Annotated in this window: 34 protein-coding genes; 2 read left to right on the top strand and 32 right to left on the bottom strand. The window is 63.6% G+C overall.

Translation table 11 applies throughout. The annotated features are described in order from the left end of the window. Nucleotides 1-7: 7 nt before the first annotated feature. Nucleotides 8-1,225 carry a beta-ketoacyl-ACP synthase I gene (gene fabB / locus ACZ5EF_RS00605; RefSeq protein ID WP_346062939.1) on the top strand — a complete coding sequence of 406 codons (1,218 nt, stop codon included), beginning with the start codon at nucleotides 8-10 and terminating at the stop codon, nucleotides 1,223-1,225. Nucleotides 1,226-1,327: 102 nt separating this feature from the next. Here fabB and ACZ5EF_RS00600 read toward each other — a convergent pair whose 3' ends face one another. The 4 genes from ACZ5EF_RS00600 to ACZ5EF_RS00585 all read right to left on the bottom strand — a co-directional run bounded on the left by ACZ5EF_RS00600 (nucleotide 1,328) and on the right by ACZ5EF_RS00585 (nucleotide 5,111). Next, nucleotides 1,328-2,104 carry a lysophospholipid acyltransferase family protein gene (locus ACZ5EF_RS00600; RefSeq protein WP_346062938.1) on the bottom strand — a complete coding sequence of 259 codons (777 nt, stop codon included), beginning with the start codon at nucleotides 2,102-2,104 and terminating at the stop codon, nucleotides 1,328-1,330. Then, nucleotides 2,101-2,970 carry a sugar nucleotide-binding protein gene (locus ACZ5EF_RS00595; protein WP_346062937.1) on the bottom strand — a complete coding sequence of 290 codons (870 nt, stop codon included), beginning with the start codon at nucleotides 2,968-2,970 and terminating at the stop codon, nucleotides 2,101-2,103. Before ACZ5EF_RS00595 ends, ACZ5EF_RS00600 begins: the two co-directional genes overlap by 4 nt. A gap of 37 nt (nucleotides 2,971-3,007) precedes the next feature. After that, nucleotides 3,008-3,655, bottom strand: coding sequence for a single-stranded DNA-binding protein (gene ssb / locus ACZ5EF_RS00590; protein ID WP_346062936.1), 648 nt, complete (start codon nucleotides 3,653-3,655; stop codon nucleotides 3,008-3,010). Nucleotides 3,656-3,740: 85 nt separating this feature from the next. After that, on the bottom strand, nucleotides 3,741-5,111 hold the full coding sequence (locus tag ACZ5EF_RS00585) for an MFS transporter (RefSeq protein ID WP_346062935.1): 1,371 nt from the start codon (nucleotides 5,109-5,111) through the stop codon (nucleotides 3,741-3,743). Between the two features lie 223 nt (nucleotides 5,112-5,334). Between ACZ5EF_RS00585 and uvrA the strand changes: the two genes are divergently transcribed. Then, nucleotides 5,335-8,196 (top strand): excinuclease ABC subunit UvrA, encoded by a 2,862-nt coding sequence (gene uvrA / locus ACZ5EF_RS00580; RefSeq protein WP_346062934.1) that lies wholly within the window; start codon nucleotides 5,335-5,337, stop codon nucleotides 8,194-8,196. A 243-nt stretch (nucleotides 8,197-8,439) separates the two neighbouring features. Here the strand turns inward: uvrA and rplQ are convergent, their stop codons facing one another. The 28 genes from rplQ to rpsJ all read right to left on the bottom strand — a co-directional run bounded on the left by rplQ (nucleotide 8,440) and on the right by rpsJ (nucleotide 22,157). Continuing rightward, nucleotides 8,440-8,832 carry a 50S ribosomal protein L17 gene (rplQ, locus tag ACZ5EF_RS00575; RefSeq protein WP_195861422.1) on the bottom strand — a complete coding sequence of 131 codons (393 nt, stop codon included), beginning with the start codon at nucleotides 8,830-8,832 and terminating at the stop codon, nucleotides 8,440-8,442. A 39-nt stretch (nucleotides 8,833-8,871) separates the two neighbouring features. After that, entirely contained in the window at nucleotides 8,872-9,870 is a 999-nt protein-coding gene (locus ACZ5EF_RS00570; protein ID WP_346062933.1) for a DNA-directed RNA polymerase subunit alpha, read from the bottom strand. Between the two features lie 75 nt (nucleotides 9,871-9,945). Continuing rightward, nucleotides 9,946-10,566, bottom strand: coding sequence for a 30S ribosomal protein S4 (rpsD, locus tag ACZ5EF_RS00565; protein ID WP_195861420.1), 621 nt, complete (start codon nucleotides 10,564-10,566; stop codon nucleotides 9,946-9,948). Between the two features lie 12 nt (nucleotides 10,567-10,578). After that, on the bottom strand, nucleotides 10,579-10,965 hold the full coding sequence (rpsK, locus tag ACZ5EF_RS00560; protein ID WP_146803714.1) for a 30S ribosomal protein S11: 387 nt from the start codon (nucleotides 10,963-10,965) through the stop codon (nucleotides 10,579-10,581). Between the two features lie 40 nt (nucleotides 10,966-11,005). Next, complete coding sequence (gene rpsM / locus ACZ5EF_RS00555; RefSeq protein ID WP_146803715.1) at nucleotides 11,006-11,362, bottom strand: 30S ribosomal protein S13; 357 nt, start codon at nucleotides 11,360-11,362, stop codon at nucleotides 11,006-11,008. A 125-nt stretch (nucleotides 11,363-11,487) separates the two neighbouring features. Further along, nucleotides 11,488-11,601: a 50S ribosomal protein L36 gene (rpmJ, locus tag ACZ5EF_RS00550; protein ID WP_008959154.1), complete on the bottom strand. Its 114-nt coding sequence runs from the start codon at nucleotides 11,599-11,601 to the stop codon at nucleotides 11,488-11,490. 29 nt (nucleotides 11,602-11,630) lie between these two features. Further along, the gene (gene secY / locus ACZ5EF_RS00545; RefSeq protein ID WP_346062932.1) at nucleotides 11,631-12,962 is read right to left on the bottom strand and encodes a preprotein translocase subunit SecY; all 1,332 of its coding nucleotides are present in this window, start codon (nucleotides 12,960-12,962) and stop codon (nucleotides 11,631-11,633) included. Next, nucleotides 12,963-13,397 carry a 50S ribosomal protein L15 gene (gene rplO, locus ACZ5EF_RS00540; protein WP_195861417.1) on the bottom strand — a complete coding sequence of 145 codons (435 nt, stop codon included), beginning with the start codon at nucleotides 13,395-13,397 and terminating at the stop codon, nucleotides 12,963-12,965. Between the two features lie 3 nt (nucleotides 13,398-13,400). Beyond that, a complete protein-coding gene (rpmD, locus tag ACZ5EF_RS00535; RefSeq protein WP_146803718.1) occupies nucleotides 13,401-13,583 on the bottom strand; it encodes a 50S ribosomal protein L30 in 183 nt (60 codons plus the stop codon). A gap of 6 nt (nucleotides 13,584-13,589) precedes the next feature. Beyond that, the gene (gene rpsE / locus ACZ5EF_RS00530) at nucleotides 13,590-14,090 is read right to left on the bottom strand and encodes a 30S ribosomal protein S5 (protein ID WP_346062931.1); all 501 of its coding nucleotides are present in this window, start codon (nucleotides 14,088-14,090) and stop codon (nucleotides 13,590-13,592) included. A gap of 12 nt (nucleotides 14,091-14,102) precedes the next feature. Then, nucleotides 14,103-14,453 (bottom strand): 50S ribosomal protein L18, encoded by a 351-nt coding sequence (gene rplR, locus ACZ5EF_RS00525; RefSeq protein ID WP_346062930.1) that lies wholly within the window; start codon nucleotides 14,451-14,453, stop codon nucleotides 14,103-14,105. A 9-nt stretch (nucleotides 14,454-14,462) separates the two neighbouring features. Continuing rightward, a complete protein-coding gene (gene rplF, locus ACZ5EF_RS00520) occupies nucleotides 14,463-14,993 on the bottom strand; it encodes a 50S ribosomal protein L6 (RefSeq protein WP_346062929.1) in 531 nt (176 codons plus the stop codon). 9 nt (nucleotides 14,994-15,002) lie between these two features. Continuing rightward, entirely contained in the window at nucleotides 15,003-15,395 is a 393-nt protein-coding gene (rpsH, locus tag ACZ5EF_RS00515) for a 30S ribosomal protein S8 (protein ID WP_346062928.1), read from the bottom strand. A 30-nt stretch (nucleotides 15,396-15,425) separates the two neighbouring features. Further along, a complete protein-coding gene (gene rpsN / locus ACZ5EF_RS00510; RefSeq protein ID WP_346062927.1) occupies nucleotides 15,426-15,731 on the bottom strand; it encodes a 30S ribosomal protein S14 in 306 nt (101 codons plus the stop codon). Nucleotides 15,732-15,741: 10 nt separating this feature from the next. Further along, nucleotides 15,742-16,281 (bottom strand): 50S ribosomal protein L5, encoded by a 540-nt coding sequence (gene rplE / locus ACZ5EF_RS00505; protein WP_195861413.1) that lies wholly within the window; start codon nucleotides 16,279-16,281, stop codon nucleotides 15,742-15,744. A gap of 18 nt (nucleotides 16,282-16,299) precedes the next feature. Further along, nucleotides 16,300-16,614 (bottom strand): 50S ribosomal protein L24, encoded by a 315-nt coding sequence (rplX, locus tag ACZ5EF_RS00500; RefSeq protein ID WP_146803725.1) that lies wholly within the window; start codon nucleotides 16,612-16,614, stop codon nucleotides 16,300-16,302. Nucleotides 16,615-16,628: 14 nt separating this feature from the next. Then, on the bottom strand, nucleotides 16,629-17,000 hold the full coding sequence (gene rplN / locus ACZ5EF_RS00495) for a 50S ribosomal protein L14 (RefSeq protein WP_010626476.1): 372 nt from the start codon (nucleotides 16,998-17,000) through the stop codon (nucleotides 16,629-16,631). A 55-nt stretch (nucleotides 17,001-17,055) separates the two neighbouring features. Then, a complete protein-coding gene (gene rpsQ, locus ACZ5EF_RS00490; protein ID WP_195861455.1) occupies nucleotides 17,056-17,316 on the bottom strand; it encodes a 30S ribosomal protein S17 in 261 nt (86 codons plus the stop codon). Nucleotide 17,317: 1 nt separating this feature from the next. Next, nucleotides 17,318-17,509: a 50S ribosomal protein L29 gene (rpmC, locus tag ACZ5EF_RS00485; RefSeq protein ID WP_346062926.1), complete on the bottom strand. Its 192-nt coding sequence runs from the start codon at nucleotides 17,507-17,509 to the stop codon at nucleotides 17,318-17,320. Further along, on the bottom strand, nucleotides 17,509-17,922 hold the full coding sequence (rplP, locus tag ACZ5EF_RS00480; RefSeq protein WP_346062925.1) for a 50S ribosomal protein L16: 414 nt from the start codon (nucleotides 17,920-17,922) through the stop codon (nucleotides 17,509-17,511). The genes rpmC and rplP overlap by 1 nt, the downstream gene beginning before the upstream one ends. A 15-nt stretch (nucleotides 17,923-17,937) precedes the next feature. Then, nucleotides 17,938-18,636, bottom strand: a complete 699-nt coding sequence (gene rpsC, locus ACZ5EF_RS00475) for a 30S ribosomal protein S3 (protein WP_346062924.1) — start codon at nucleotides 18,634-18,636, stop codon at nucleotides 17,938-17,940. Nucleotides 18,637-18,647: 11 nt separating this feature from the next. Beyond that, nucleotides 18,648-18,980: a 50S ribosomal protein L22 gene (gene rplV, locus ACZ5EF_RS00470; protein ID WP_010626471.1), complete on the bottom strand. Its 333-nt coding sequence runs from the start codon at nucleotides 18,978-18,980 to the stop codon at nucleotides 18,648-18,650. 18 nt (nucleotides 18,981-18,998) lie between these two features. Further along, complete coding sequence (gene rpsS / locus ACZ5EF_RS00465) at nucleotides 18,999-19,274, bottom strand: 30S ribosomal protein S19 (protein ID WP_346062923.1); 276 nt, start codon at nucleotides 19,272-19,274, stop codon at nucleotides 18,999-19,001. 22 nt (nucleotides 19,275-19,296) lie between these two features. Further along, entirely contained in the window at nucleotides 19,297-20,124 is an 828-nt protein-coding gene (rplB, locus tag ACZ5EF_RS00460; RefSeq protein WP_146803731.1) for a 50S ribosomal protein L2, read from the bottom strand. A 17-nt stretch (nucleotides 20,125-20,141) separates the two neighbouring features. Beyond that, entirely contained in the window at nucleotides 20,142-20,438 is a 297-nt protein-coding gene (rplW, locus tag ACZ5EF_RS00455; RefSeq protein ID WP_146803732.1) for a 50S ribosomal protein L23, read from the bottom strand. Next, nucleotides 20,435-21,040 carry a 50S ribosomal protein L4 gene (gene rplD / locus ACZ5EF_RS00450; protein WP_146803733.1) on the bottom strand — a complete coding sequence of 202 codons (606 nt, stop codon included), beginning with the start codon at nucleotides 21,038-21,040 and terminating at the stop codon, nucleotides 20,435-20,437. The genes rplW and rplD overlap by 4 nt, the downstream gene beginning before the upstream one ends. 14 nt (nucleotides 21,041-21,054) lie before the next feature. Next, on the bottom strand, nucleotides 21,055-21,693 hold the full coding sequence (rplC, locus tag ACZ5EF_RS00445; protein ID WP_346062922.1) for a 50S ribosomal protein L3: 639 nt from the start codon (nucleotides 21,691-21,693) through the stop codon (nucleotides 21,055-21,057). 152 nt (nucleotides 21,694-21,845) lie between these two features. Then, nucleotides 21,846-22,157: a 30S ribosomal protein S10 gene (rpsJ, locus tag ACZ5EF_RS00440; protein ID WP_134846622.1), complete on the bottom strand. Its 312-nt coding sequence runs from the start codon at nucleotides 22,155-22,157 to the stop codon at nucleotides 21,846-21,848. Nucleotides 22,158-22,211: the final 54 nt, after the last annotated feature.

Raw genomic sequence — 22,211 nt, 5'->3', positions numbered from 1 at the left:
GGCTCCCATGCGACGAGTGGTAGTCACCGGCTTGGGCATCGTGTCCTGCCTCGGTAACGACCGTCATCAGGTGCTCGAGGCGCTCCAGACCGGGCGCTCCGGTATTCGCTTCAAGGATGAATACGCCGAACGTGGCTTCCGCAGCCAGGTGGCCGGCGTCGTGGATATCGACCTGGATGCCCTGATCGACCGCAAGCTGCGCCGCTTCATGGGCGACGCGGCCGCCTACGCCTATGTCTCCATGGCCCAGGCCATCGAGGACTCGGGCCTGACCCCGGAGATGGTCTCCAACGAGCGCACCGGCCTGATCGCCGGTTCCGGCGGCGCCTCCAGCGCCAACCAGGTGGAGGCCGCCGACGTGATGCGCGAGAAGGGCCTGCGCCGGGTCGGCCCCTACCGGGTCACCCGCACCATGGGCAGTACCGTCTCCGCCTGCCTGGCCACGCCGTTCAAGATCAAGGGCGTCAACTACTCCATCTCCTCCGCCTGCGCCACCTCGGCCCACTGCATCGGCAGCGCCGTGGAGCAGATCCAGCTGGGCAAGCAGGACGTGGTCTTCGCCGGCGGCGGCGAGGAGGAGCACTGGACCCTGTCGTGCCTCTTCGATGCCATGGGCGCGCTTTCCACCCAGTACAACGAGAGCCCGGAGAAGGCCTCCCGCCCCTATGACCAGGCCCGCGACGGCTTCGTCATCGCCGGCGGCGGCGGCATGCTGGTGCTTGAGGAACTGGAGCACGCCAAGGCGCGTGGCGCCAGGATCTATGCCGAAGTCGTCGGCTACGGCGCGACCTCGGATGGCCATGACATGGTCGCCCCCTCCGGCGAGGGTGCGGTGCGTTGCATGCGCCAGGCCATGGCCGGCGTGGATGGCCCTATCGACTACATCAATACCCACGGCACCTCCACGCCGGTGGGCGACGTGGCCGAGCTCAAGGCGATCCGCGAGGTCTTCGGCGATACCACGCCGGCGATGAGCTCCACCAAGTCGCTGACCGGCCACTCCCTGGGGGCCACCGGCGTGCAGGAAGCGATCTACTCGCTGCTGATGATGGAGAACGATTTCATCGCCGCCTCCGCCAACGTCGAGGCCCTCGACGAACAGGCCGATGGCTTCGATATCGTCACCCAGCGTCGCGATAGCGTGGCGGTCAAGCGGGTGCTCTCCAACAGCTTCGGCTTCGGCGGCACCAACGCCTGCCTGGTGCTGGAGAAGTTCGAGGGCTAAGGCCTCTCGCCCCAACGCAAAAGCGGCGCCCCATGGGCGCCGCTTTTGTATGGTTGCTTGAGCACCGGGGTCAGCCCCCTGCTGCCATATCACCTGGGCCGGTCACTCCTGCACCCTGGCCGTGGATTCGGCCCCGCCGGGGGCTGCCCCCGCGGGGCTCGGCCGCGGCACCTCGGAGATTTCCGCCAGGCGCCCTTCGATCCAGGCTTCCACCTCCACCAGCACCTCCTCGGGGGTGCGGCCTACGGTGGCGATGGGCTCGCCCACCTCCAGGCGCAGGGTCCCCGGGTTCTTGACCCAGTGCCGCCCCGGCCAGCGCTCCCCGGCATTATGGGCCACCGGCACCACCGGCATCCCGGCGCGACAGGCGATCACCGCCCCGCTCTTGTTGTAGCGCTTGCGGTGTCCCGGAGCCACCCGGGTGCCCTCCGGGAAGATCAGCACCGAGAGCCCCTCCTCCAGGCGCTGCCTGCCCTGACTCAGCACCTGTTTCATGGCCCGAGCCGGCCTGGAGCGATCCAGGGCGATGGGATGCAGCAGGCGCAACCCCCAGCCGAAGATGGGAATCCGCAGCAGCTCCTGCTTGAGCACCGTGCAGACCGGCGGCTTGAGAATCTGCAGGTAGATGGTCTCCCACTCGCACTGGTGGTTGGCCAGGATGACGCAGGGCCCCGGCGGCAGGCGGTCCAGCCCCTCGATCTCGTAGCGCACCCCGCAGGCCAGGCGAAACCAGGCCAGGATAAAGTGGTTGTAGAGGTTGAGCAGGCGATAGCGATCACGCAGCGGCAGCAGGGGCGACAGCGGCAGGAAGAGCACGCCGCAGACCAGCATGGCCAGGAAGTAGCCGGCATAGAAGAGCAGGCTGCGAGCCAGGTTCATGCCTCCACCTCCCGGCGCGCCTTGCACCACTCGTCGAGCATCCGTCCCACCTCCAGGCGCCAGGGCTTCTGGTGGACCCCGAAGGCCTCCAGCACCCGGCGGCAGTTGAGCACCCGGCGCAACGGCTGGTCGTGGTGGTGATTCAGGGCCTTGATGGGCCCCAGGGCCACCGATTCACCGATCCCCTCCAGGCGGGTCTCCAGTTGGGTGCGCACCAGGGAGGCGAAGGTATAGGCGCTGACCGGCTCGGTGCCCGCCAGGTGGTAGGCGCCCCAGGCCTCGGCCCCGCAGTGCTGCTGCTGCAGCATGCCGAGCAGGGCCATGGCGGCGGCATCCACCGAGGTGGGACAGAAGATCACGTCCTCGGCGGCGCGTACCTGCTCACCGGCCATCAGCCGCTCGATCAGTTCGCTGAGCCAGGCGCTGCCGCCCTCCAGGGCGAACAGCGGCCCCAGCCGTACGATCAGATGCCGGCGATACCCTTCCCGGATACGATCCCCGGTAGTGATCAAGCGTCGCAGGCTCTCGTCCCGGGGCGCCGGAATCACATGCTCGTCGATGGCGGTCTCGAAGCCGTCTTCGTAGAGCTGATCCGAGACGCACCACACCAGGGGCACGCCGGCGGCGGCACAAGCCGCCAGGCAGGACTCCACCGCCTCGGCATGGGCCAAGACCATCGCCGGCTCGGCACTGATGGGCTGGGTCAGGGGCGGAACCACCAGGGCGTCGGGGCTCACCTCCGCCAACCGCTCGGCCGTCAGGTCGAGCCCCGGCTCCACCACCAGCTCGGTATCACCGCGACGACTGGCCAGGCGCACCAGCGCCAGGCTCAGGCAGTGCCCGGCATCCAGGATCAATAGCTTCACTCAACGCTCTCCGCTGCCCATCGATGCGCTTCGTTGCTTAGAACGGGATCTCGTCATCGAAGTCATCGAAATTGCCCGGGTTGGGCGCCCCATAGTTGTTGCCCTGGCCGCCCTGGGCGGGGGGCTGCTGGGCCGGCGGCTGCTGCGGCGCCCGCTGGGGCTGCGGCTGCGCGGGCTGCTGACCATAGCCGCCCTGCGGGGGGGCCGGTTGAGGCGCCGGCTGGGCGGCGGGTTGCTGGGGGGCATTGCCGTAGCCACCGGGCTGGCCGCCATAGCCGCCGCCCTGCTGGGGCATGCCGCCACCGTAATTGCCCTGCTGCGGGTAGTCGCCGCCCTGGCCACCGCCGCCACGGCTGTCGAGCATCTGCATGTCGTTGCCGACGATCTCGGTGGTATAGCGATCCTGGCCGTCCTGGCCCTGCCACTTGCGGGTCTGCAGGCGCCCTTCGATATAGATGCGCGAGCCCTTCTTGACGTACTGCTGGGCGATCTCCGCCAGCTTGTTGAAGAGCACCACGCTATGCCATTCGGTGCGCTCCTGACGCTGGCCGCTCTGGCGATCGGTCCAGCTGTCGGTGGTGGCGATGCGCAGGTTGGCCACCGGGTTGCCGGAGGGCAGGAAGCGCACTTCCGGATCCTGCCCCAGATTACCGATCAGGATGACCTTGTTGACACCACGGGCCATAATTGACTCCTCGCTTGGGGAGCGCGGAACGGCGCTCCCGAAAGTTCCAGTGGGGTCCCGGCGCCGGTATGGCACCGCGAGCCCGCTACGATTTGCGTTTCCCGGCCACCCGGGCCAGGGCCTCGCTGTCGAGCCGCTGGCGGTCCACCTTGAGGTAGGCGACCCGCTCTTCCGGTACGACCAGTACATCTTCGACGCCGGCCACCTCGGCCAGGCGCTCCATCAACGAATCCAGGGCGTCATGGGGCTCGTCCTCCAGCGCCACCACCTCGCTGGAGAGGTGGGGCGGCGGCGCCATGCCGGCGATCAGGCCCAGCCATAGCAGGCCGACCAGGGCGCAGCCGTAGAAGACCGCCTCCAGCCCGCCCCACTGCACCAGGGCGCCGCCCAGCACCCCGCCCAGGAAGGCGCCCAGGAACTGGCCGGTGGAGTAGACCCCCATGGCGGTGCCCTTGGCACCAGCGGGCGCCAGCTTGCTGAGCATCGACGGCAGGGTCGCCTCGAGCAGGTTGAAGGCCACGAAGAAGCCCAGCAGCCAGCCCATCAGGGCCCAGCGTCCGTCACCGGCCAGGCCCAGCCCCAGGCTACACAGGCCGAGACCGGCCACCGCCAGCAGGAACATCGTCTTCATGCGGCGGCGCTTCTCGGCGATGATCACCAGCGGCACCATGCCGACGAAGGCCAGCCCCATGATGCCAAGATAGACCCACCCATGATGCTCGACCGCCAGGCCCGCGTCGAGCAGGCGCAGCGGTATCGCCACGAATAACGCCATCAGCACCAGATGCAGGGCGAAGATCGAGAAATCCAGGCGCAGCAGGTCGGCGCGTGCCAGCACGGCGCGCAACTGGGCACGATCCAGGCCCACGTCGCGATGCCGGCGCTGTGGCGCCTGGGGCACCAGGCGCCACAATACCAGCAGCCCCAGCAGCGACAGCCCGGCGGTCACCCAGAAGACCGCCGCCAGGCCGAAGGCCGCGGCCAGCCAGGGGCCCAATACCATGGCGATGGCGAAGGCCACGCCGATGGAGAGGCCGATGCTGGCCATGGCGGCGGTGCGCACCTCCTCCCGGGTCTGGTCGGCCAGCAGTGCCATGATGGCGGCGGCCACGGCGCCACTGCCCTGCAGGCAGCGCCCCAGGATCACCAGGGCGATGCTCTCGGCCTGGGCCGCCACCAGGCTGCCGAGCAGGAACAGCAGCATGCCGAAGGCGATCACCGGCTTGCGTCCCAGGCGGTCGGAGAGCAGCCCGAAGGGGATCTGCAGCACCGCCTGGGTCAGGCCATAGCCGCCCAGGGCCAGGCCGATCAGCAGCGGCGTGGCGCCCTCCAGCTCGCCGGCATAGAGGGCCAGCACCGGCAGCACCATGAACAGGCCCAGCATGCGGGTGGCGTAGAGGCCGGAGAGGCCGACGATGGCACGGCGCTCGGTGGCGCGTAACAGGCGAGAGACCATGCGGGTAACGAATCCAGGAATCGATATCGACGGCAGGGGCCGCCGTCGTGAAGGGCCATATTCTAGCGGCTCGCCCCCATCGGGGGAAAGCGCGAGGCAATACCCATAACAGCGGGAATGGCCGAGGGGCGCCAGCCGCGATGTCAGCTCATCGCAGTGCGGCTTTGCCGGGGCTTCGGGCCAGGCCGTATAATCGAGGTTTTGCACGCACCGCGAGGTGGTAATGGACAGGATCCTGGTGAGGGGCGCACGTACCCATAACCTCAAGCATATCGACGTCGACCTGCCCCGCGACAAGCTGATCGTGGTGACCGGCCTCTCCGGCTCCGGCAAGTCGTCGCTGGCCTTCGACACCCTCTACGCCGAGGGACAGCGCCGCTACGTGGAGTCCCTCTCCACCTATGCCCGCCAGTTCCTGTCGATGATGGAGAAGCCCGACGTCGACCATATCGAGGGGCTCTCGCCGGCGATCTCCATCGAGCAGAAGTCCACCTCCCACAACCCCCGCTCCACCGTGGGCACCATCACCGAGATCTACGACTACCTGCGCCTGCTGTTCGCCCGCGCCGGCACCCCGCGCTGCCCGGAGCATGGCGAGGCCCTGGAGGCCCAGACCATCTCGCAGATGGTCGACCAGGTGCTGGCCCTACCCGAGGGCAGCAAGCTGATGCTGCTGGCCCCGGTGGTCTCCGGCCGCAAGGGCGAACACCTGCAGTTGCTCGCCGAGTTGCGGGCCCAGGGCTTCGTGCGCGCCATGATCGACGGCCAGGTGCTGGAGCTGGACGACCTGGCGCCCCTGGACAAGAACAAGAAGCACGATATCAGCGTGGTGGTGGACCGCATCAAGGTCCGCGAGGGGCTGGCCCAGCGCCTGGCGGAATCCTTCGAGACCGCCCTCAACCTGGCCGACGGCGTGGCCATGGTGCATTTCATGGAGGGCGAGCGGGAGGATATCGCCTTCTCGGCGCGCTTCGCCTGCCCGGTGTGCGGCTACTCCATCTCCGAGCTCGAGCCGCGCATGTTCTCCTTCAACAACCCGGCCGGCGCCTGCTCGAGCTGCGACGGCCTGGGCGTGCAGCAGGTCTTCGACCCGGACAAGCTGATCAGCCACCCGGAGTTGTCGCTCGCCGAGGGAGTGATCAAGGGCTGGGACCGCCGCAGCGTCTACTACTTCAATCAGCTCCAGGCGGTGGCCAAGCACTACCGTTTCGAGCTGGAGACTCCCTGGCAGGAGCTGGCCCGCCACGAGCGCGAGGTCATCCTCCATGGCAGCGGCCACGACCCCATCGCCTTCGAGTATGTCGGCGACCGGGGCCGCAAGGTGACCCGGGAGCACCCCTTCGAAGGGGTACTGCCCAATATGCAGCGCCGCTACCGGGAGACCGAGTCGAACTCGGTCCGCGAGGAACTGGCCCGCTATATCGCAGTCCAGCCCTGCCCCAGCTGCCACGGCTCAAGGCTGCGCAAGGAGGCCCGTCACGTCTATATCGACGAGCGCACCCTGCCGGAGATGGTACGCCTGCCCATCGGTGAGGCCCGGAGCTACTTCCGCCAGCTGGAGCTCGAGGGGCGCCGCGGCGAGATCGCCGTGAAGATCGTCAACGAGATCCACGCCCGCCTGGAGTTCCTGGTCAATGTGGGCCTCGACTACCTGACCCTGGAGCGCAGCGCCGAGACCCTGTCCGGCGGCGAGGCTCAGCGCATCCGCCTGGCCAGCCAGATCGGCGCCGGCCTGGTAGGCGTCATGTATATCCTCGACGAGCCCTCCATCGGCCTCCACCAGCGCGATAACGACCGCCTGCTCAAGACCTTGGAGCACCTGCGCGACCTCGGCAACACCGTGATCGTGGTGGAACACGACGAGGACGCCATCCGTGCCGCCGACCATGTGCTGGATATCGGCCCCGGCGCCGGCGTGCACGGCGGGCGGATCGTCGCCCAGGGCACCCCGGACGAGGTGACCGCCCACCCCGATTCCCTGACCGGCCAGTACCTGGCCGGCACCCGGCGCATCGAGGTGCCGCCCTGGCGCATCCCCGGCAACCCCCAGAAGGTGCTGCGCCTCACCGGCGCCACCGGCAACAACCTCCAGGAGGTCACCCTGGAGCTGCCCCTGGGGCTCTTCATCTGCGTCACCGGGGTCTCCGGCTCCGGCAAGTCGACCCTGATCAACTCGACGCTGATGCCCATCGCCGCCCGGGAGCTCAACCACGCCACCACCCTGACCCCGGCGCCCTACGCCGGCATCGAGGGGCTCGACCAGCTCGACAAGGTGATCGATATCGATCAGAGCCCCATCGGCCGCACCCCGCGCTCCAACCCGGCCACCTATACCGGCATCTTCACGCCGATCCGCGAGCTCTTCGCCGGCACCCAGGAGGCCCGCTCCCGGGGCTACAAGCCGGGGCGCTTCAGCTTCAACGTCAAGGGCGGACGCTGCGAGGCGTGCCAGGGCGAGGGCATGATCAAGGTGGAGATGCACTTCCTGCCCGATATCTACGTGCCCTGCGACGTCTGCAAGGGCAAGCGCTACAACCGCGAGACCCTGGAGGTGCAGTACAAGGGCAAGTGCATCGACGAGGTGCTGGGCATGACCGTGGAGGAGGCGCTGGAATTCTTCTCGCCGGTGCCGGCCATCGCCCGCCGCCTGCAGACCCTGATGGACGTGGGCCTCTCCTATATCCGCCTGGGGCAGAGCGCCACCACCCTGTCCGGCGGCGAGGCCCAGCGGGTCAAGCTGGCCCGGGAGCTGGCCAAGCGCGATACCGGCAAGACCCTGTATATCCTCGACGAGCCCACCACCGGGTTGCACTTCGAGGATATCCGCCAGCTGCTGACGGTGCTCCACCGGCTGCGCGACCACGGCAATACCATCGTGGTGATCGAGCATAACCTGGACGTGATCAAGACCGCCGACTGGCTGGTGGACCTGGGCCCCGAAGGCGGCTCCGGCGGCGGGCGGATCATCGCCGAGGGCACCCCGGAGCGGGTCGCCGAGATGGAGGTCTCGCATACCGGGCGCTTCCTCAAGCCGCTGCTGGAGCGCGCCAAGGCCCAGAAGGCCAAGACCAAGGCGACGGCCTGACGGCCTGACGGCCTGACGGCAGGAGCAAGGAGCAAGGAGCAAGGAGCAAGGAGCAAGGAGCAAGGAGCAAGGAGCAAGGAGCAAGGAGCAAGGAATTCTTCCCCTTGTTGAACAGTCTTCAAGGGCTTCCTTGCTACTTGAAACTGTCCGAAGGACAGCCTTGCGCCTTGTAGCTGACAAAAAAAACCGGCCCCCGAAGGGAGCCGGTTTTTCTGTCATTGCCGGGCCGGGGCCCACCGGGGATCACTCCTCGGCGGCTTCCTCGACCTCCTCGACGACCGGACGGTCGACGAGTTCGACGATGGCCATGGGGGCGTTGTCGCCGGTGCGGAAACCGCACTTGAGAATACGGATGTAACCACCCGGACGCTCGACGTAACGCGGACCCAGCTCGTTGAAGAGCTTGCCGACCGCTTCCTTGGAGCGGGTGCGGCTGAAGGCCAGACGACGGTTGGCAACGCTATCCTGCTTGGCCAGGGTGATCAGCGGCTCGATATGACGACGCAGTTCCTTGGCCTTGGGCAGGGTTGTCTTGATCACTTCGTGCTCGACCAGCGAAACGCACATGTTCTTGAACATGGCCTTGCGGTGCGAGCTCGTACGATTCAGGTGGCGACCACTCTTACGATGACGCATGGTTGTGATTCCTTACCAAACTGGGACTCGAGTCGACACTCACGCGGAGGCCTTATCGTCCTTCAGACTGGCCGGCGGCCAGTTTTCCAGGCGCATGCCCAGGGACAGACCGCGTGCCGCCAACACGTCCTTGATCTCATTCAGGGACTTCTTGCCGAGATTCGGCGTCTTCAGCAGCTCCACTTCGGTACGCTGAATCAGATCACCGATGTAGTAGATGTTCTCGGCCTTCAGGCAGTTGGCACTGCGGACGGTCAACTCGAGATCGTCTACGGGGCGCAGCAGGATGGGATCGATCTGATCCTCTTCCTCTACCACTTCCTGTTCCTTGTCGGCTTCCAGGTCGACAAACGCACTCAGCTGCTCTTGCAGGATGGTGGCGCTGCGACGGATCGCCTCTTCCGGATCCAGGGTGCCATCGGTTTCCAGATCGATGATCAGCTTGTCGAGGTCGGTGCGCTGTTCGACACGCGCGGCCTCGACGGCATAGGAAACACGACGCACGGGGCTGAAGGTCGCATCCAGCTGCAGGCGACCGATGGCGCGTGACTCATCATCCGCACTCTCGCGAGCATCCGCCGGCTCGTAACCGCGTCCGCGGGCGATCTTGAGCTGCATCTTCAGCTCGGCGCCTTCGTTGACGTGGGCGATGACGTGCTCGGGATTGACGATCTCGACATCGTGGTCGACGACGATATCACCCGCGGTGATGACGGCCGGGCCCTGCTTGTTCAGCGAGAGCACCGCCTCATCGCGGCTATGCATCTTGATCGCCACGTCTTTCAGGTTGAGGAGGATCTCGATCACATCTTCCTGAACCCCTTCGATCGCGCTGTATTCATGCTCGACACCGGCGATCTCGGCTTCCACCACGGCACAGCCGGGCATGGACGAGAGCAGGATGCGACGCAGCGCATTCCCCAGGGTATGGCCGAAGCCGCGCTCGAAGGGCTCGAGCACGATCTTCGCACGATGCGCGCTGATCTCTTCGACCTTGATATCGCGAGGACGGAGAAACTCTGTCACTGAACGCTGCATAAGAACACCTTTCAGGCTGCCAAACGGATACTCGAATTCGATGGCCGGATGCCCTCGGGCATCCGGCGATGCGGCTTACTTCGAGTACAGCTCGACGATCAGGTTTTCGTTGATGTCGGCAGACAAGTCGCCGCGTTCAGGCAGAGCCTTGAAAGTGCCTTCCATCTTCTTGGAGTCGACGTCGATCCAGGCGATATCACCACGGTTGGCGGCGATGGACAGCGCAGTCTGAATGCGCGCCTGGTTCTTGGACTTCTCACGCACGGACACTACGTCACCGGGCTTGACCTGATAGGAGGCCACGTTGACGGTACGGCCGTTGACGGCGATGGCCTTGTGGCTGACCAGCTGGCGCGCTTCGGCGCGAGTGGAGCCAAAGCCCATGCGGTAGACGACGTTGTCCAGTCGGGATTCCAGCAGCTGCAGCAGCACCTCACCGGTCGCGCCCTTGCGGCGGGCGGCTTCCTTGTAGTAGCTGCGGAACTGCTTTTCGAGGACGCCGTAGAGACGACGTACCTTCTGCTTCTCACGAAGCTGCAAGCCGTAGTCGGAAAGACGCTGACGGCGCTGGCCATGCACACCCGGGATCTGCTCGGATTTGCATTTCTTCTCGAAGGGAGTGACACCGCTCTTCAGAAAGAGGTCGGTACCTTCACGACGAGACAGTTTGCACTTCGGTCCAATATAACGAGCCATGAGTCTGTCTCCTTAAACGCGGCGTTTCTTCGGCGGACGGCAGCCATTGTGGGGAATGGGCGTCACGTCGGTGATGCTCTGCACGCGGAAACCGGCGGCATTCAGTGCGCGCACGGCGGACTCACGGCCCGGACCGGGGCCTTTGACCAGCACGTCGACGTTCTTTACACCATACTCGGCTGCAGCGGTCGCTGCACGTTCGCTTGCTACTTGAGCAGCGAACGGGGTGCTCTTGCGAGAACCACGAAAACCCGAACCACCGGCAGTTGCCCAGGAGAGAGCATTGCCCTGGCGGTCTGTGATCGTCACGATCGTGTTGTTAAAAGAGGCATGGATGTGGGCGACCGCATCCACCACCTGCTTTTTCACCTTTTTACGGTTACTACGCGGGTTAGCCATGTTGATGTTTCTTCCTGTCTAAACGCCAGAACGTGCGTAATTATTTGCGAATCGGCTTACGCGGGCCCTTGCGGGTACGCGCATTAGTCTTGGTGCGCTGACCACGCAGCGGAAGACTACGACGATGACGCAGACCACGATAGCAACCCAGGTCCATGAGACGCTTGATATTCAGCGTCACATCACGACGAAGGTCACCCTCAACGGTGTACTTGCCGACTTCAGCACGCAGGGTGTCCAGCTCGTCGCTGGAGAGCTCCTGAATCTTGGTAGTCGGCGCGATGCCGGTCGCGGCACAGATGTCCTGTGCACGAGTGCGGCCAATCCCGAAGATATAGGTCAGCGAGATCGCCGCATGCTTGTTGTCCGGGATATTGACGCCTGCAATACGGGCCATCAGCTTTCTCCGAAATTTGAGCGGCTTGCTCGATTGGGTCTACTACAAAAGGCGCAACAGCATACCCCTTTACCCTCGGGAGGGCAAGGGGCATGCCGGCACCGGTGAGTCGCAATCGTCAGGACTTAGCCCTGACGCTGCTTGTGCCGCGGCTCGCTGCAGATGACACGCACGGCGCCATTGCGACGAATGATCTTGCAGTTACGGCACATTTTCTTTACGGAAGCTCGAACTTTCATCGTTCTCTCCAATTCACGTACGGCGCGCCTTAGCGCATGATGCCGCCGCTACCGTAGCCTTTCAGGTTGGACTTCTTCATCACCGACTCGTACTGGTGCGACATGAGGTGCGACTGCACCTGAGCCATGAAGTCCATGATGACCACCACCACGATCAACAGCGAGGTACCGCCGAAGAAGAACGGCACGTTCCACGCCACGATCAGGAACTGGGGCATCAGGGAAACCGCAGTGATGTAGATGGCACCGAAGAAGGTCAGACGGGTCATGACCTTATCGATATAGCGAGCGGTCTGCTCGCCGGGCCGAATCCCCGGCAGGAAGGCTCCCGACTTCTTGAGGTTGTCGGCAACGTCCTTGGGGTTGAAGACCAGCGCTGTGTAAAAGAAGCAGAAGAATACCACCGCCGCGGCGAAAAGCAAGATGTACAGCGGCTGACCCGGCCCCAGGGCCAGGGAAGCCGCCTGCAGCCACTCGAGCCCTTCCCCGGCGCTGACCCACTGCCCCAGCGAGGCCGGGAACAGCAGGATGCTGGAGGCGAAGATCGCCGGGATAACGCCGGCCATGTTCACCTTCAGGGGGAGGTAGCTACTCTGGCCGGCGTACATCTTGTTGCCGACCTGGCGCCGCGGATAGTTCACGGTGATGCGACGCTGACCGCGCTCGATGAACACCACGAAGGCCACGGTGGCCACCCCCAGCACCGTCAGGGCCAGCAGCGGCAGCACGTTCCAGGCGCCTTCGTTGCGGGCCAGCTCGAAGGCCTGCCCCACGGCGCCGGGCAGGCCCGCGACGATACCGGAGAAGATCAGCAACGAGATGCCATTGCCGATGCCCTTCTCGGTAATCTGCTCACCCAACCACATCATGAACACCGCCCCGGCCACGAAGGTGGTCACGGCGGTGAAATAGAAGCTGAAGTCAGCAGTGTAGGCGATGCCCTGCCCCGCCAGCCCGACGGACATGCCGACGGCCTGAACGAAGGCCAGCACCACGGTGCCGTAGCGGGTGTACTGGCTGATCTTGCGACGGCCGGCCTCGCCCTCCTTCTTGAGCTGCTCAAGATGGGGCGAGACCGCGGTCAGCAGCTGCATGATAATCGACGCCGAGATATAGGGCATGATGCCCAGGGCGAAGATGCTCATGCGCTCCAGGGCACCACCCGAGAACATGTTGAACATGCCCAGGATGGTGCCCTGCTGCTCCCTGAACAAGGCAGCAAGCTGGTCAGGATTGATACCGGGCACGGGGATGTGGGCACCGATTCGGTACACCACGATGGCGAGGAGCACGAAGCGCAGACGCGCCCACAGTTCACTCAGACCGCTGCCCATCGCCGGCATGTTTCCTGACTTAGCCATTTAGTCCTCTACCTTGCCACCGGCGGCTTCGATCGCGGCACGGGCACCCTTGGTGACCTTGAGGCCGCGAACGGTGACCGCCTTGTTCAGTTCGCCGGAGAGGATCACCTTCGCGAATTGCGTGGCGTCCTTGAGCACGTTGGCCTGCTTCAGGGTCTCCAGGGTGACTTCGTCGCCCGCGACCTTGGCCAGTTCGAAGAGGCGCACCTCTTCGGAGACCAGGGACTTCATGGAGGTGAAGCCGAACTTCGGCAGACGCCGCTGCAGCGGCATCTGACCACCCTCGAAGCCGGGCTTGACGCTGCCACCGCTGCGAGACTTCTGGCCCTTGTGGCCGCGGCCGCCGGTCTTGCCCAGACCGGAGCCGATGCCACGACCAACACGCTTTTCGGCGTGCTTGGAGCCCGGAGCCGGGCTCAGGCTATTGAGTTTCATGGATTACTCTCCCTCAACACGCACAAGGTAGTTAACCTTGTGGATCATGCCGCGAACGGCAGGGGTGTCTTCCAGTTCGACCGAGTGACCAATGCGGCGCAGCCCGAGGCCTTTCATGGTGGCCTTGTGCTTGGGCAGGATGCCGATGGTGCTGCGGACCTGGGTAACCTTGAGTGTCGCTGCCATGGTGTCTTACCCCGTGATCGCTTCGACAGACAGACCGCGCTTGGCGGCGATGTCTTCCGGCGACTGCATGGAGGTGAGACCCTTGACGGTCGCACGCACCACGTTCACCGGGTTGGTGGAGCCGTAGCACTTGGCCAGGACGTCCTGGACGCCGGCCAATTCGAGCACGGAGCGCATGGCACCACCGGCGATGATCCCGGTACCCTCGGAGGCCGGCTGCATGAACACCTTGGAAGCGCCATGCCGGGCCTTGACCGGGTACTGCAGGGTATGACCCGCCAGGGTCACCTTGACCATGTTGCGGCGCGCCTGGTCCATGGCCTTCTGGATCGCGACCGGCACTTCACGCGCCTTGCCACGACCGAAGCCCACACGACCATTGCCATCGCCCACGACGGTCAGAGCGGTGAAACCGAAGATACGGCCACCCTTGACCACCTTGGCGACACGGTTGACCTGCACGAGCTTTTCCTGCAGATCGCCGTTTTGCTGTTCGTTCTTCGCCATCGTAAAAACCCTTTAGAAATCCAGGCCGCCTTCACGAGCGGCGTCGGCCAGAGCCTTGACGCGACCGTGATACTGGAAGCCAGCACGATCGAAGGCCACCTGGGTGATGCCTGCTTCCTTCGCGCGTTCGGCAATCAGCGCGCCGACCTTGGCGGCGGCGTCGGCATTACCGGTCGCACCCTCACGCAGGGCCTTGTCCAGCGTGGAAGCGCTGGCCAGCACCTTACCACCATCCGGCGAGATGATCTGCGCGTAGATGTGGCGCGGAGTACGGTTGACGCACAGGCGATACACGCCCAGCTCGCGAATCTTGGCGCGAGCGCGGCGGGCACGACGGAGACGAGATTCTTTCTTCGCGTTCATAACCCTGCCTTACTTCTTCTTGGCTTCTTTGCGGCGGACCTGCTCGTCGCCGTACCGGATACCCTTGCCCTTATAGGGCTCGGGCGGACGGAAGGCGCGGATTTCCGCGGCAACCTGGCCGAGTTTCTGCTTGTCCGCGCTCTTCAGCACGATGGTGGTGTTCTTGGGCGTTTCCGCCGTAACACCTTCAGGCAGTTCGTAATCGACCGGGTGAGAGAAGCCCAGTGTCAGGTTAAGCGTCTGGCCCTTGGCTTGAGCCCGGTAACCGACGCCATTGATCTCGAGGGACTTGGTGAAGCCCTCGGACACACCGGTGACCAGGTTCTGGACCAGTGCGCGGGTAGTACCGACCATTGCCCAGCTCTTGGCGGACTCGCTCGGCGCGAAGGTCACCTGGCCCTCTTCCTGACCGATCACCACATCGGGGTGCACGGTCATGGAGAGGGTGCCCTGGCCACCCTTGACGCTCAGCTGGTCACCGTCGAGCTTGAACTCGACGCCAGCGGGCAATTTAACCGGATATTTGGCTACGCGTGACATTCCAAACTCCTAGAATACGGTGCAGAGGACTTCGCCACCGATACCGGCCTGACGCGCGGCACGGTCGGTCATCACGCCCTTGGAGGTGGAAACGATCGCCACGCCCAGGCCGTCGGCGACCTTCGGCAGCGCGTCCTTGCCCTTGTACTGGCGCAGGGACGGCTTGGACACCCGCTGAATGTGCTCGATGACCGGCTTGCCCTCGAAGTACTTGAGGGTGATGCTCAGCTCGGGCTTGGCGCCTTCGGCGACGGCGAAGTCAGAGACATAACCCTCTTCCTTCAATACGCGGGCCAGCTCGACCTTGAGCTTGGAAGACGGCATGGTGACCGTCTCCTTGGTGGCCATCTGCGCATTGCGGATACGGGTGAACATATCCGCCAGCGTATCTTGCATGCTCATTACGTTGCGCTCCTGATGTTTCTACGTGGCTTACCAGCTGGACTTCTTGAGTCCAGGGACATCGCCACGCATGGCGGCTTCACGCAGCTTGTTACGGCCGAGGCCGAACTTGTTGTAGTAGCCGTGCGGACGGCCGGTGACGCGGCAGCGGTTACGCTGACGCACCGGGCTGGAGTCACGCGGCAGCTGCTGCAACTTCAGCGTGGCGTCGAAGCGCTCTTCATCAGAAGCGTTGACGTCATTAATGATGGCCTTGAGAGCCATGCGCTTCTCGGCGTACTTAGCAACGAGCTTGGTACGCTTGAGTTCGCGCTCAATCATGCTTTTCTTTGCCATGATCCCACCCTTATTTCTTGAACGGGAAGTTCAGCGCGCTGAGCAGCGCACGGCCTTCTTCATCGGTGTTGGCAGTGGTGGTGATGGTCACATCCAGGCCACGGACCTGATCGATTTTATCATACTCGATCTCCGGGAAGATGATCTGCTCACGCACCCCCATGGAGTAGTTGCCACGACCGTCGAAGGACTTCGGGTTGAGACCACGGAAGTCACGAACGCGGGGGATCGCGATGTTCACCAGGCGATCCAGGAAGTCCCACATGCGCTCACTACGCAGAGTGACCTTGATCCCGATCGGCCAGCCTTCACGCACCTTGAAGCCCGCGATGGACTTGCGCGCCTTAGTAATCACCGGCTTCTGACCGGAGAGCTTCTCCAGGTCGCCGATGGCGTTTTCGATCAGCTTTTTGTCGCTGGTCGCATCGCCGATGCCCATGTTCAGGGTCACCTTGGTGACTCGGGGCACCTGCATCACGTTGGCGTAGCTGAACTGCTCTTTGAGTTGAGCCACCACCTCGTTCTGATAACGTTCTTTCAAGTTCGCCATTTTGCTACCCGACTCGCGTTAGGCGTCGATCTGCGTCTGCGTCGACTTGTAGATACGTACCTTGGAACCGTCTTCCTTAACCTGGAAGCCGACGCGATCTGCCTTACCGGTCTCCTGGTTGAAGATGGCTACGTTGGACGCGTGAATCGGCGCCTCGCGCTCGACGATACCGCCCTGATTGCCAGCCATGGGATTCGGCTTGGTGTGACGCTTGATCATGTTCACACCGGACACCACGAAGCGGTTTTCGAGAACCCGCTTGACGGTGCCGCGCTTGCCCTTGTCCTTGCCAGCGATGACGATCACTTCATCGTCACGTTTGATCTTTTGCATGTCCGCCTCGCTCCTTACAGCACTTCGGGCGCCAGGGAAATGATCTTCATGAACTTCTCGGTACGAAGCTCACGAGTCACCGGCCCGAAGATACGAGTACCAATCGGCTGCTCGTTGGTGTTGTTCAACAGAACCGCCGCATTGCCGTCGAAGCGGATCAGCGAGCCGTCGGAACGGCGTACACCACTACGGGTGCGAACCACCACCGCCTTCAGCACCTGGCCCTTCTTGACCTTGCCACGCGGGATGGCTTCTTTCACCGTGACTTTGATGATGTCACCGACACGGGCATAGCGGCGATGTGAGCCACCCAGCACCTTGATGCACTGCACCCGGCGCGCCCCGCTGTTGTCGGCGACATCCAGCATTGTCTGAGTCTGAATCATCGGTTTTCTCCAAACCTAATCTGACTGCACTGGTTACGAAGTCGCTTGCCGAGCCTCAGCCCTTGGCCTGCTCGACCACTTCAACCAGCGTCCAGGCCTTCTTCTTGGACAGCGGACGGCATTCCTGAATGGAAACCGTATCCCCAGCCTTGGCCTGGTTCGCCTCATCATGGGCGTGCAGTTTGGTGGAGCGCTTCATGTACTTGCCATAGATCGGATGACGCTCGCGGCGCTCGATCATGACGACGATGGACTTATCCATCTTGTCGCTCACCACCTTACCGGTGAGCGTACGGGCTTTCTTTTCTTCGGCCATCTCAGTCACCTGCCTTCTCGTTGAGCACAGTCTTCACGCGGGCGATATCCCGACGGACCTGCTTGAGCAGATGAGTCTGGCTCAGTTGGCCGGTGGCCTTCTGCATGCGCAGGTTGAACTGCTCGCGGAGGAGTTCGAGAAGCTGTGCTTTCAGCTCTTCGACTGACTTTTCACGAATTTCCTGGGCGTTCATCACATCACCGTCCGTTTCACAAAGGTGGTGGAGACCGGGAACTTCTGAGCGGCCAGGCGGAAGGCCTCACGAGCCAGCTCTTCAGAAACACCTTCAATCTCGTACAGGATCCGACCCGGCTGGATCTGGGCGACCCAGTACTCCACGGAGCCCTTACCCTTACCCATACGGACTTCGAGGGGCTTCTTGGAGATCGGCTTGTCCGGGAACACACGGATCCAGATCTTGCCACCACGCTTGACGTGACGAGTGATGGCACGACGACCGGCTTCGATCTGACGCGCGGTCACACGACCACGGCCGGTGGCCTTGAGGCCATATTCGCCGAAGCTGACCTTGCTACCGCGATGTGCCAGGCCACGGTTGCGGCCCTTCATCATCTTGCGGAATTTCATGCGCTTAGGTTGTAACATCGACTCGCTCTCCCCTTACCTGGAACCTTTCTTCTTGGAGGGCGCGGCCTGCGGCTGTTTGGCCTTGGCGCGAACCTCTTCGATGCCCCCGAGGATTTCACCCTTGAAGACCCACACCTTGACACCGATGATGCCGTAGGTGGTCTGAGCCTCGAAGGTGGCGTAGTCGATGTCCGCACGCAGGGTATGCAGCGGAACCCGACCCTCGCGGTACCACTCGGTACGAGCGATCTCGGCGCCACCCAGGCGACCGGACAGCTGCACCTTGATACCACCGGCGCCGAGGCGCATGGCGTTCTGCACGGCGCGCTTCATGGCGCGACGGAACATCACGCGACGCTCCAGCTGGCCGGCGATGTTCTGGGCCACCAGCATGGCGTCCAGTTCCGGCTTGCGAACTTCCTCGATGTTGACGTGCACGGGCACGCCCATCATCGCGGTGACCTCGCGGCGCAGACGATCGACGTCCTCGCCCTTCTTGCCAATCACGATGCCCGGACGGGCGGTGTGAATGGTGATGCGGGCGTTGTTCGCGGGACGCTCGATGGTGATGCGGCTCACGGAGGCGTTCTTGAGACGCGCCTCCAGGAAGCTGCGCACTTCGAGATCGTTATTCAGTTTATCGGCGTAGGCACCGCGCTCGGCGTACCAGACAGAGGTATGGTCTTTGACGATACCCAGCCGAATACCTGTTGGATTGACTTTCTGACCCATCTGGTCGACTCCTACTTCTCGGCTACCTTGACGGTGATGTGGCAAGTGCGCTTCAAGATACGGTCCGCACGGCCCTTGGCCCGCGGCTTGATACGCTTGAGCGTCATGCCCTCATCGACACAGATGGTCGAGACACGCAGCTCGTCGATGTCCATGCCGTTATTTTCTTCCGCATTCGCGATGGCGGACTGCAGCACCTTTTTGACCAGCTTGGCGGCCTTCTTCGGTGAGAAGGTCAGCAGGTCGAGTGCTTCGGCGACAGGCTTACCGCGCACCTGGTCAGCCACCAAACGGGCCTTCTGGGCGGATAAACGAGCGCCACGCAGCTTAGCAGTGACTTCCATCTCTCAATCCTCTCTGGCTTACCGTTTGGCTTTCTTGTCCGCCGCATGACCGCGATAAGTGCGGCTTGCAGCGAATTCGCCCAGCTTGTGGCCAACCATTTCCTCGGAGATGTGAACCGGGACGTGTTGGCGTCCGTTATGGACGGCAATGGTGAGCCCAACCATGTTTGGCAGGATCATGGAACGACGCGACCAGGTCTTGATCGGTTTGCGGTCGTTCTTCTCCACTGCAGCCTCAACCTTCTTCAGCAGATGAAGGTCAATAAAAGGACCTTTCTTCAGTGAACGTGGCACAGCCGTTACCCCTTAATGTCTGTTACTTGGCCTTGCGGCGACGAACGATCAGTGCGTCGGTGCGCTTGTTCTTGCGAGTCTTATGACCCTTGGTGGGCACACCCCAGGGAGTGACCGGGTGACGACCACCGCTGGTGCGGCCTTCACCACCACCGTGCGGGTGATCCACCGGGTTCATGGCGACACCGCGAACCGTCGGACGCACGCCACGCCAGCGCTTGGCACCGGCCTTGCCCAGTTGGCGCAGGCTGTGCTCGGAGTTGCTCACCTCGCCCAGGGTGGCACGGCACTCGGCCAGCACCTTGCGCATCTCGCCGGAGCGCAGACGCAGGGTGGCGTAGTTGCCTTCACGAGCCACCAGCTGAGCGCTGGTACCGGCGCTGCGAGCGATCTGCGCACCCTTGCCCGGCTTCAGCTCGATGCAGTGCACCGTGGAGCCCAGCGGGATGTTGCGCAGCGGCAGGGCGTTGCCCTTCTTGATCGCCGCATTGACCCCAGACTCGAGGGTATCGCCGGCCTTCACGCCCTTGGGCGCGATGATGTAGCGACGCTCGCCGTCCAGGTACTTGAGCAGTGCGATATGGGCACTGCGGTTCGGATCGTACTCCAGGCGCTCGACGACGGCGGGAACGCCATCCTTGGTGCGCTTGAAGTCGATCAGACGATAGTGCTGACGGTGACCACCGCCCACGTGGCGGGTGGTGATGCGACCGTTGTTGTTGCGACCACCGCTGCGAGACTTCTTCTCGAGCAGCGGGGCATAACCACGACCCTTGTGCAGCTCGTCGTTGACGACCTTGATCAGGTGACGACGACCGGCGGAGGTGGGTTTAGTCTTGACTACTGCCATGATCCGTGCTCCTGCCCTTATTCGGTGCCAGAGAAGTCTTCGAGCGTCTCGCCCGCGGCCAGGGTCACGTACGCCTTGCGGTAACCCTTACGCTGGCCGACGCCATGAGCGGTGCGCTTGGTCTTGCCCTTGACGTTCAGGACCTGCACACGGTCGACCTTCTTGCCGAACAGGGCCTGCACGGCCTTCTTGATCTCCGGCTTGGTCGCGTCGTCCGCCACCTTGAACACGTACTGGTTGCGTTCGGCAGCGAAGGCGGCTTTCTCGGTCATGTGCGGACCGAGCAGAACCTTGAATACACGCTCCTGGTTCATGCCAGCTTCTCCTCGAATTTGCGCAGGGCGGAAACGGTAGCCAGCACCTTATCGAAGGCGACCAGGCTCACCGGGTCGGCGGCAGCCACGTCCACCACATCCACGTTGGGGATGTTGCGGGCGGCCAGGTACAGGTTCTCGTCGACCTCTTCGGTGACGATCAGCACCTTCTCCAGCCCCAGCTCGCCGAGCTTGGCAACCAGCTGCTTGGTCTTGGGCGCGTCGACGGCAAACTCTTCGACGGCCACCAGGCGCTCCTGGCGAACCAGCTCGGAGAGAATGGAACGCATGGCCGCACGGTACATCTTGCGGTTGACCTTCTGGGTGTAGTCCTGGGGACGCGCCGCGAAGGTCACGCCGCCACTACGCCACAGCGGAGAACGGATGGTACCGGCACGGGCACGACCGGTGCCCTTCTGACGCCACGGCTTCTTGCCGCCGCCACGCACGTCGGAGCGGTTCTTCTGGGCGCGGGTGCCCTGACGACCACCGGCCAGATAGGCGGTGACCACCTGGTGTACCAGCGCTTCGTTGAATTCTTTGCCAAAGGTGACGTCGGACACTTCGACGGTGCCGGCGCCGGCAGCAAGATTCAGATTCATCGGTGTTATCCCCTTCAGCCAGCTTTCACGGCACTGCGCACGATGACGTCACTACCGGCGGCGCCGGGCACGGCGCCCTTGACCAGCAGCAGGTTACGTTCGGCGTCGACACGGACGACTTCCAGGCTCTGCACGGTAGAGCGCACATTGCCCATCTGGCCGGCCATTTTCTTGCCCTTGAAGACGCGACCCGGGGTCTGGCACATGCCGATGGAACCCGGTGCACGGTGGGAAAGAGAGTTGCCGTGGCTGTTGTCCTGGGTGCGGAAGTTCCAGCGCTTGACGGCGCCCTGGAAGCCCTTGCCCTTGGAGGTGCCGGTCACGTCGATCTTTTGACCAGCTTCGAAGAGGGATACGGTGAGTTCGCCGCCCACTTCCGGAGTCTCGTCGCCTTCGGCGAGGCGGAACTCCATCAGGGTACGGCCGGCCTCGACACCCGCCTTGGCGAATTGACCCGCCTGGGCTTTGGTGAGGTGCTTGGCCTTGCGGGAGCCGGTAGTCACCTGAACCGCGGCGTAGCCGTCGGCATCGACGGACTTGACGCGAGTCACGCGGTTAGGCTCAACCTCGATCACGGTTACTGGCACGGAAGCGCCATCTTCGGTAAAGACGCGGGTCATACCGGCCTTCTTACCGAGCAAACCGATAGTCATGTTCAGTCTCCTAATAGTGTACGGGGCTATCACCCGCTATGGCTGCCCTTTCCAGAGCATTCCACTAGCACATTGTGTGACGCCATCCCGGCGTGGCGGCTGCTGCCTAAACGAAATCGATAGGCGCTGGGCCGCGAGTGACTAGTGAGGTCTTAGTCGAGTTTGATCTGCACGTCCACGCCGGCAGCGAGGTCGAGCTTCATCAGTGCGTCGACGGTCTTTTCGGTGGGTTCGACGATGTCGAGCACACGCTTGTGAGTGCGGATCTCGTACTGGTCACGCGCGTCCTTGTTGACGTGCGGTGAGATCAGCACGGTATAGCGCTCACGGTTGGTCGGCAGCGGGATCGGACCGCGCACCTGAGCACCAGTACGCTTGGCGGTTTCAACGATCTCCGCCGTGGACTGGTCGATCAGGCGATGGTCGAACGCCTTCAACCGAATGCGAATCTTCTGGTTCTGCATTAGCCCTAAACTCCAATGGAAGTCGACGGCAGTTGCCGCCTACCTACGCATTCA

It is taken from the genome of Bisbaumannia salifodinae (assembly GCF_055388505.1).
Note: the sequence above shows the minus strand (reverse complement) of the source record. Positions and strands in the feature narration are given on the sequence as shown.

Bases quoted from the DNA above. Each gene is read 5' to 3' on its own strand.
- fabB (WP_346062939.1), top strand. From the start codon at position 8: ATGCGACGAGTGGTAGTCACCGGCTTGGGCATCGTGTCCTGCCTCGGT.
- secY (WP_346062932.1), bottom strand. From the start codon at position 12,962: ATGGCTAAGTCAGGAAACATGCCGGCGATGGGCAGCGGTCTGAGTGAA.
- rplF (WP_346062929.1), bottom strand. From the start codon at position 14,993: ATGTCACGCGTAGCCAAATATCCGGTTAAATTGCCCGCTGGCGTCGAG.
- rplC (WP_346062922.1), bottom strand. From the start codon at position 21,693: ATGACTATCGGTTTGCTCGGTAAGAAGGCCGGTATGACCCGCGTCTTT.
- rpsM (WP_146803715.1), bottom strand. From the start codon at position 11,362: ATGGCCCGTATTGCAGGCGTCAATATCCCGGACAACAAGCATGCGGCG.
- rplW (WP_146803732.1), bottom strand. From the start codon at position 20,438: ATGAACCAGGAGCGTGTATTCAAGGTTCTGCTCGGTCCGCACATGACC.
- rpsC (WP_346062924.1), bottom strand. From the start codon at position 18,636: ATGGGTCAGAAAGTCAATCCAACAGGTATTCGGCTGGGTATCGTCAAA.
- rplO (WP_195861417.1), bottom strand. From the start codon at position 13,397: ATGAAACTCAATAGCCTGAGCCCGGCTCCGGGCTCCAAGCACGCCGAA.
- rplE (WP_195861413.1), bottom strand. From the start codon at position 16,281: ATGGCGAACTTGAAAGAACGTTATCAGAACGAGGTGGTGGCTCAACTC.
- rplR (WP_346062930.1), bottom strand. From the start codon at position 14,453: ATGAACGCGAAGAAAGAATCTCGTCTCCGTCGTGCCCGCCGCGCTCGC.
- uvrA (WP_346062934.1), top strand. From the start codon at position 5,335: ATGGACAGGATCCTGGTGAGGGGCGCACGTACCCATAACCTCAAGCAT.
- rpsH (WP_346062928.1), bottom strand. From the start codon at position 15,395: ATGAGCATGCAAGATACGCTGGCGGATATGTTCACCCGTATCCGCAAT.
- rpsJ (WP_134846622.1), bottom strand. From the start codon at position 22,157: ATGCAGAACCAGAAGATTCGCATTCGGTTGAAGGCGTTCGACCATCGC.
- rplQ (WP_195861422.1), bottom strand. From the start codon at position 8,832: ATGCGTCATCGTAAGAGTGGTCGCCACCTGAATCGTACGAGCTCGCAC.
- rpsQ (WP_195861455.1), bottom strand. From the start codon at position 17,316: ATGGCCGAAGAAAAGAAAGCCCGTACGCTCACCGGTAAGGTGGTGAGC.
- rplV (WP_010626471.1), bottom strand. From the start codon at position 18,980: ATGGAAGTCACTGCTAAGCTGCGTGGCGCTCGTTTATCCGCCCAGAAG.
- rpsE (WP_346062931.1), bottom strand. From the start codon at position 14,090: ATGGCGAAGAACGAACAGCAAAACGGCGATCTGCAGGAAAAGCTCGTG.
- rplB (WP_146803731.1), bottom strand. From the start codon at position 20,124: ATGGCAGTAGTCAAGACTAAACCCACCTCCGCCGGTCGTCGTCACCTG.
- rplX (WP_146803725.1), bottom strand. From the start codon at position 16,614: ATGCAAAAGATCAAACGTGACGATGAAGTGATCGTCATCGCTGGCAAG.
- rplN (WP_010626476.1), bottom strand. From the start codon at position 17,000: ATGATTCAGACTCAGACAATGCTGGATGTCGCCGACAACAGCGGGGCG.
- ACZ5EF_RS00570 (WP_346062933.1), bottom strand. From the start codon at position 9,870: ATGCAGCGTTCAGTGACAGAGTTTCTCCGTCCTCGCGATATCAAGGTC.
- rpmD (WP_146803718.1), bottom strand. From the start codon at position 13,583: ATGGCAGCGACACTCAAGGTTACCCAGGTCCGCAGCACCATCGGCATC.
- rpsD (WP_195861420.1), bottom strand. From the start codon at position 10,566: ATGGCTCGTTATATTGGACCGAAGTGCAAACTGTCTCGTCGTGAAGGT.
- rpmJ (WP_008959154.1), bottom strand. From the start codon at position 11,601: ATGAAAGTTCGAGCTTCCGTAAAGAAAATGTGCCGTAACTGCAAGATC.
- ACZ5EF_RS00600 (WP_346062938.1), bottom strand. From the start codon at position 2,104: ATGAACCTGGCTCGCAGCCTGCTCTTCTATGCCGGCTACTTCCTGGCC.
- rplP (WP_346062925.1), bottom strand. From the start codon at position 17,922: ATGTTACAACCTAAGCGCATGAAATTCCGCAAGATGATGAAGGGCCGC.
- ssb (WP_346062936.1), bottom strand. From the start codon at position 3,655: ATGGCCCGTGGTGTCAACAAGGTCATCCTGATCGGTAATCTGGGGCAG.
- rplD (WP_146803733.1), bottom strand. From the start codon at position 21,040: ATGAATCTGAATCTTGCTGCCGGCGCCGGCACCGTCGAAGTGTCCGAC.
- rpmC (WP_346062926.1), bottom strand. From the start codon at position 17,509: ATGAACGCCCAGGAAATTCGTGAAAAGTCAGTCGAAGAGCTGAAAGCA.
- rpsK (WP_146803714.1), bottom strand. From the start codon at position 10,965: ATGGCTAACCCGCGTAGTAACCGTAAAAAGGTGAAAAAGCAGGTGGTG.
- ACZ5EF_RS00585 (WP_346062935.1), bottom strand. From the start codon at position 5,111: ATGGTCTCTCGCCTGTTACGCGCCACCGAGCGCCGTGCCATCGTCGGC.
- rpsN (WP_346062927.1), bottom strand. From the start codon at position 15,731: ATGGCAAAGAAAAGCATGATTGAGCGCGAACTCAAGCGTACCAAGCTC.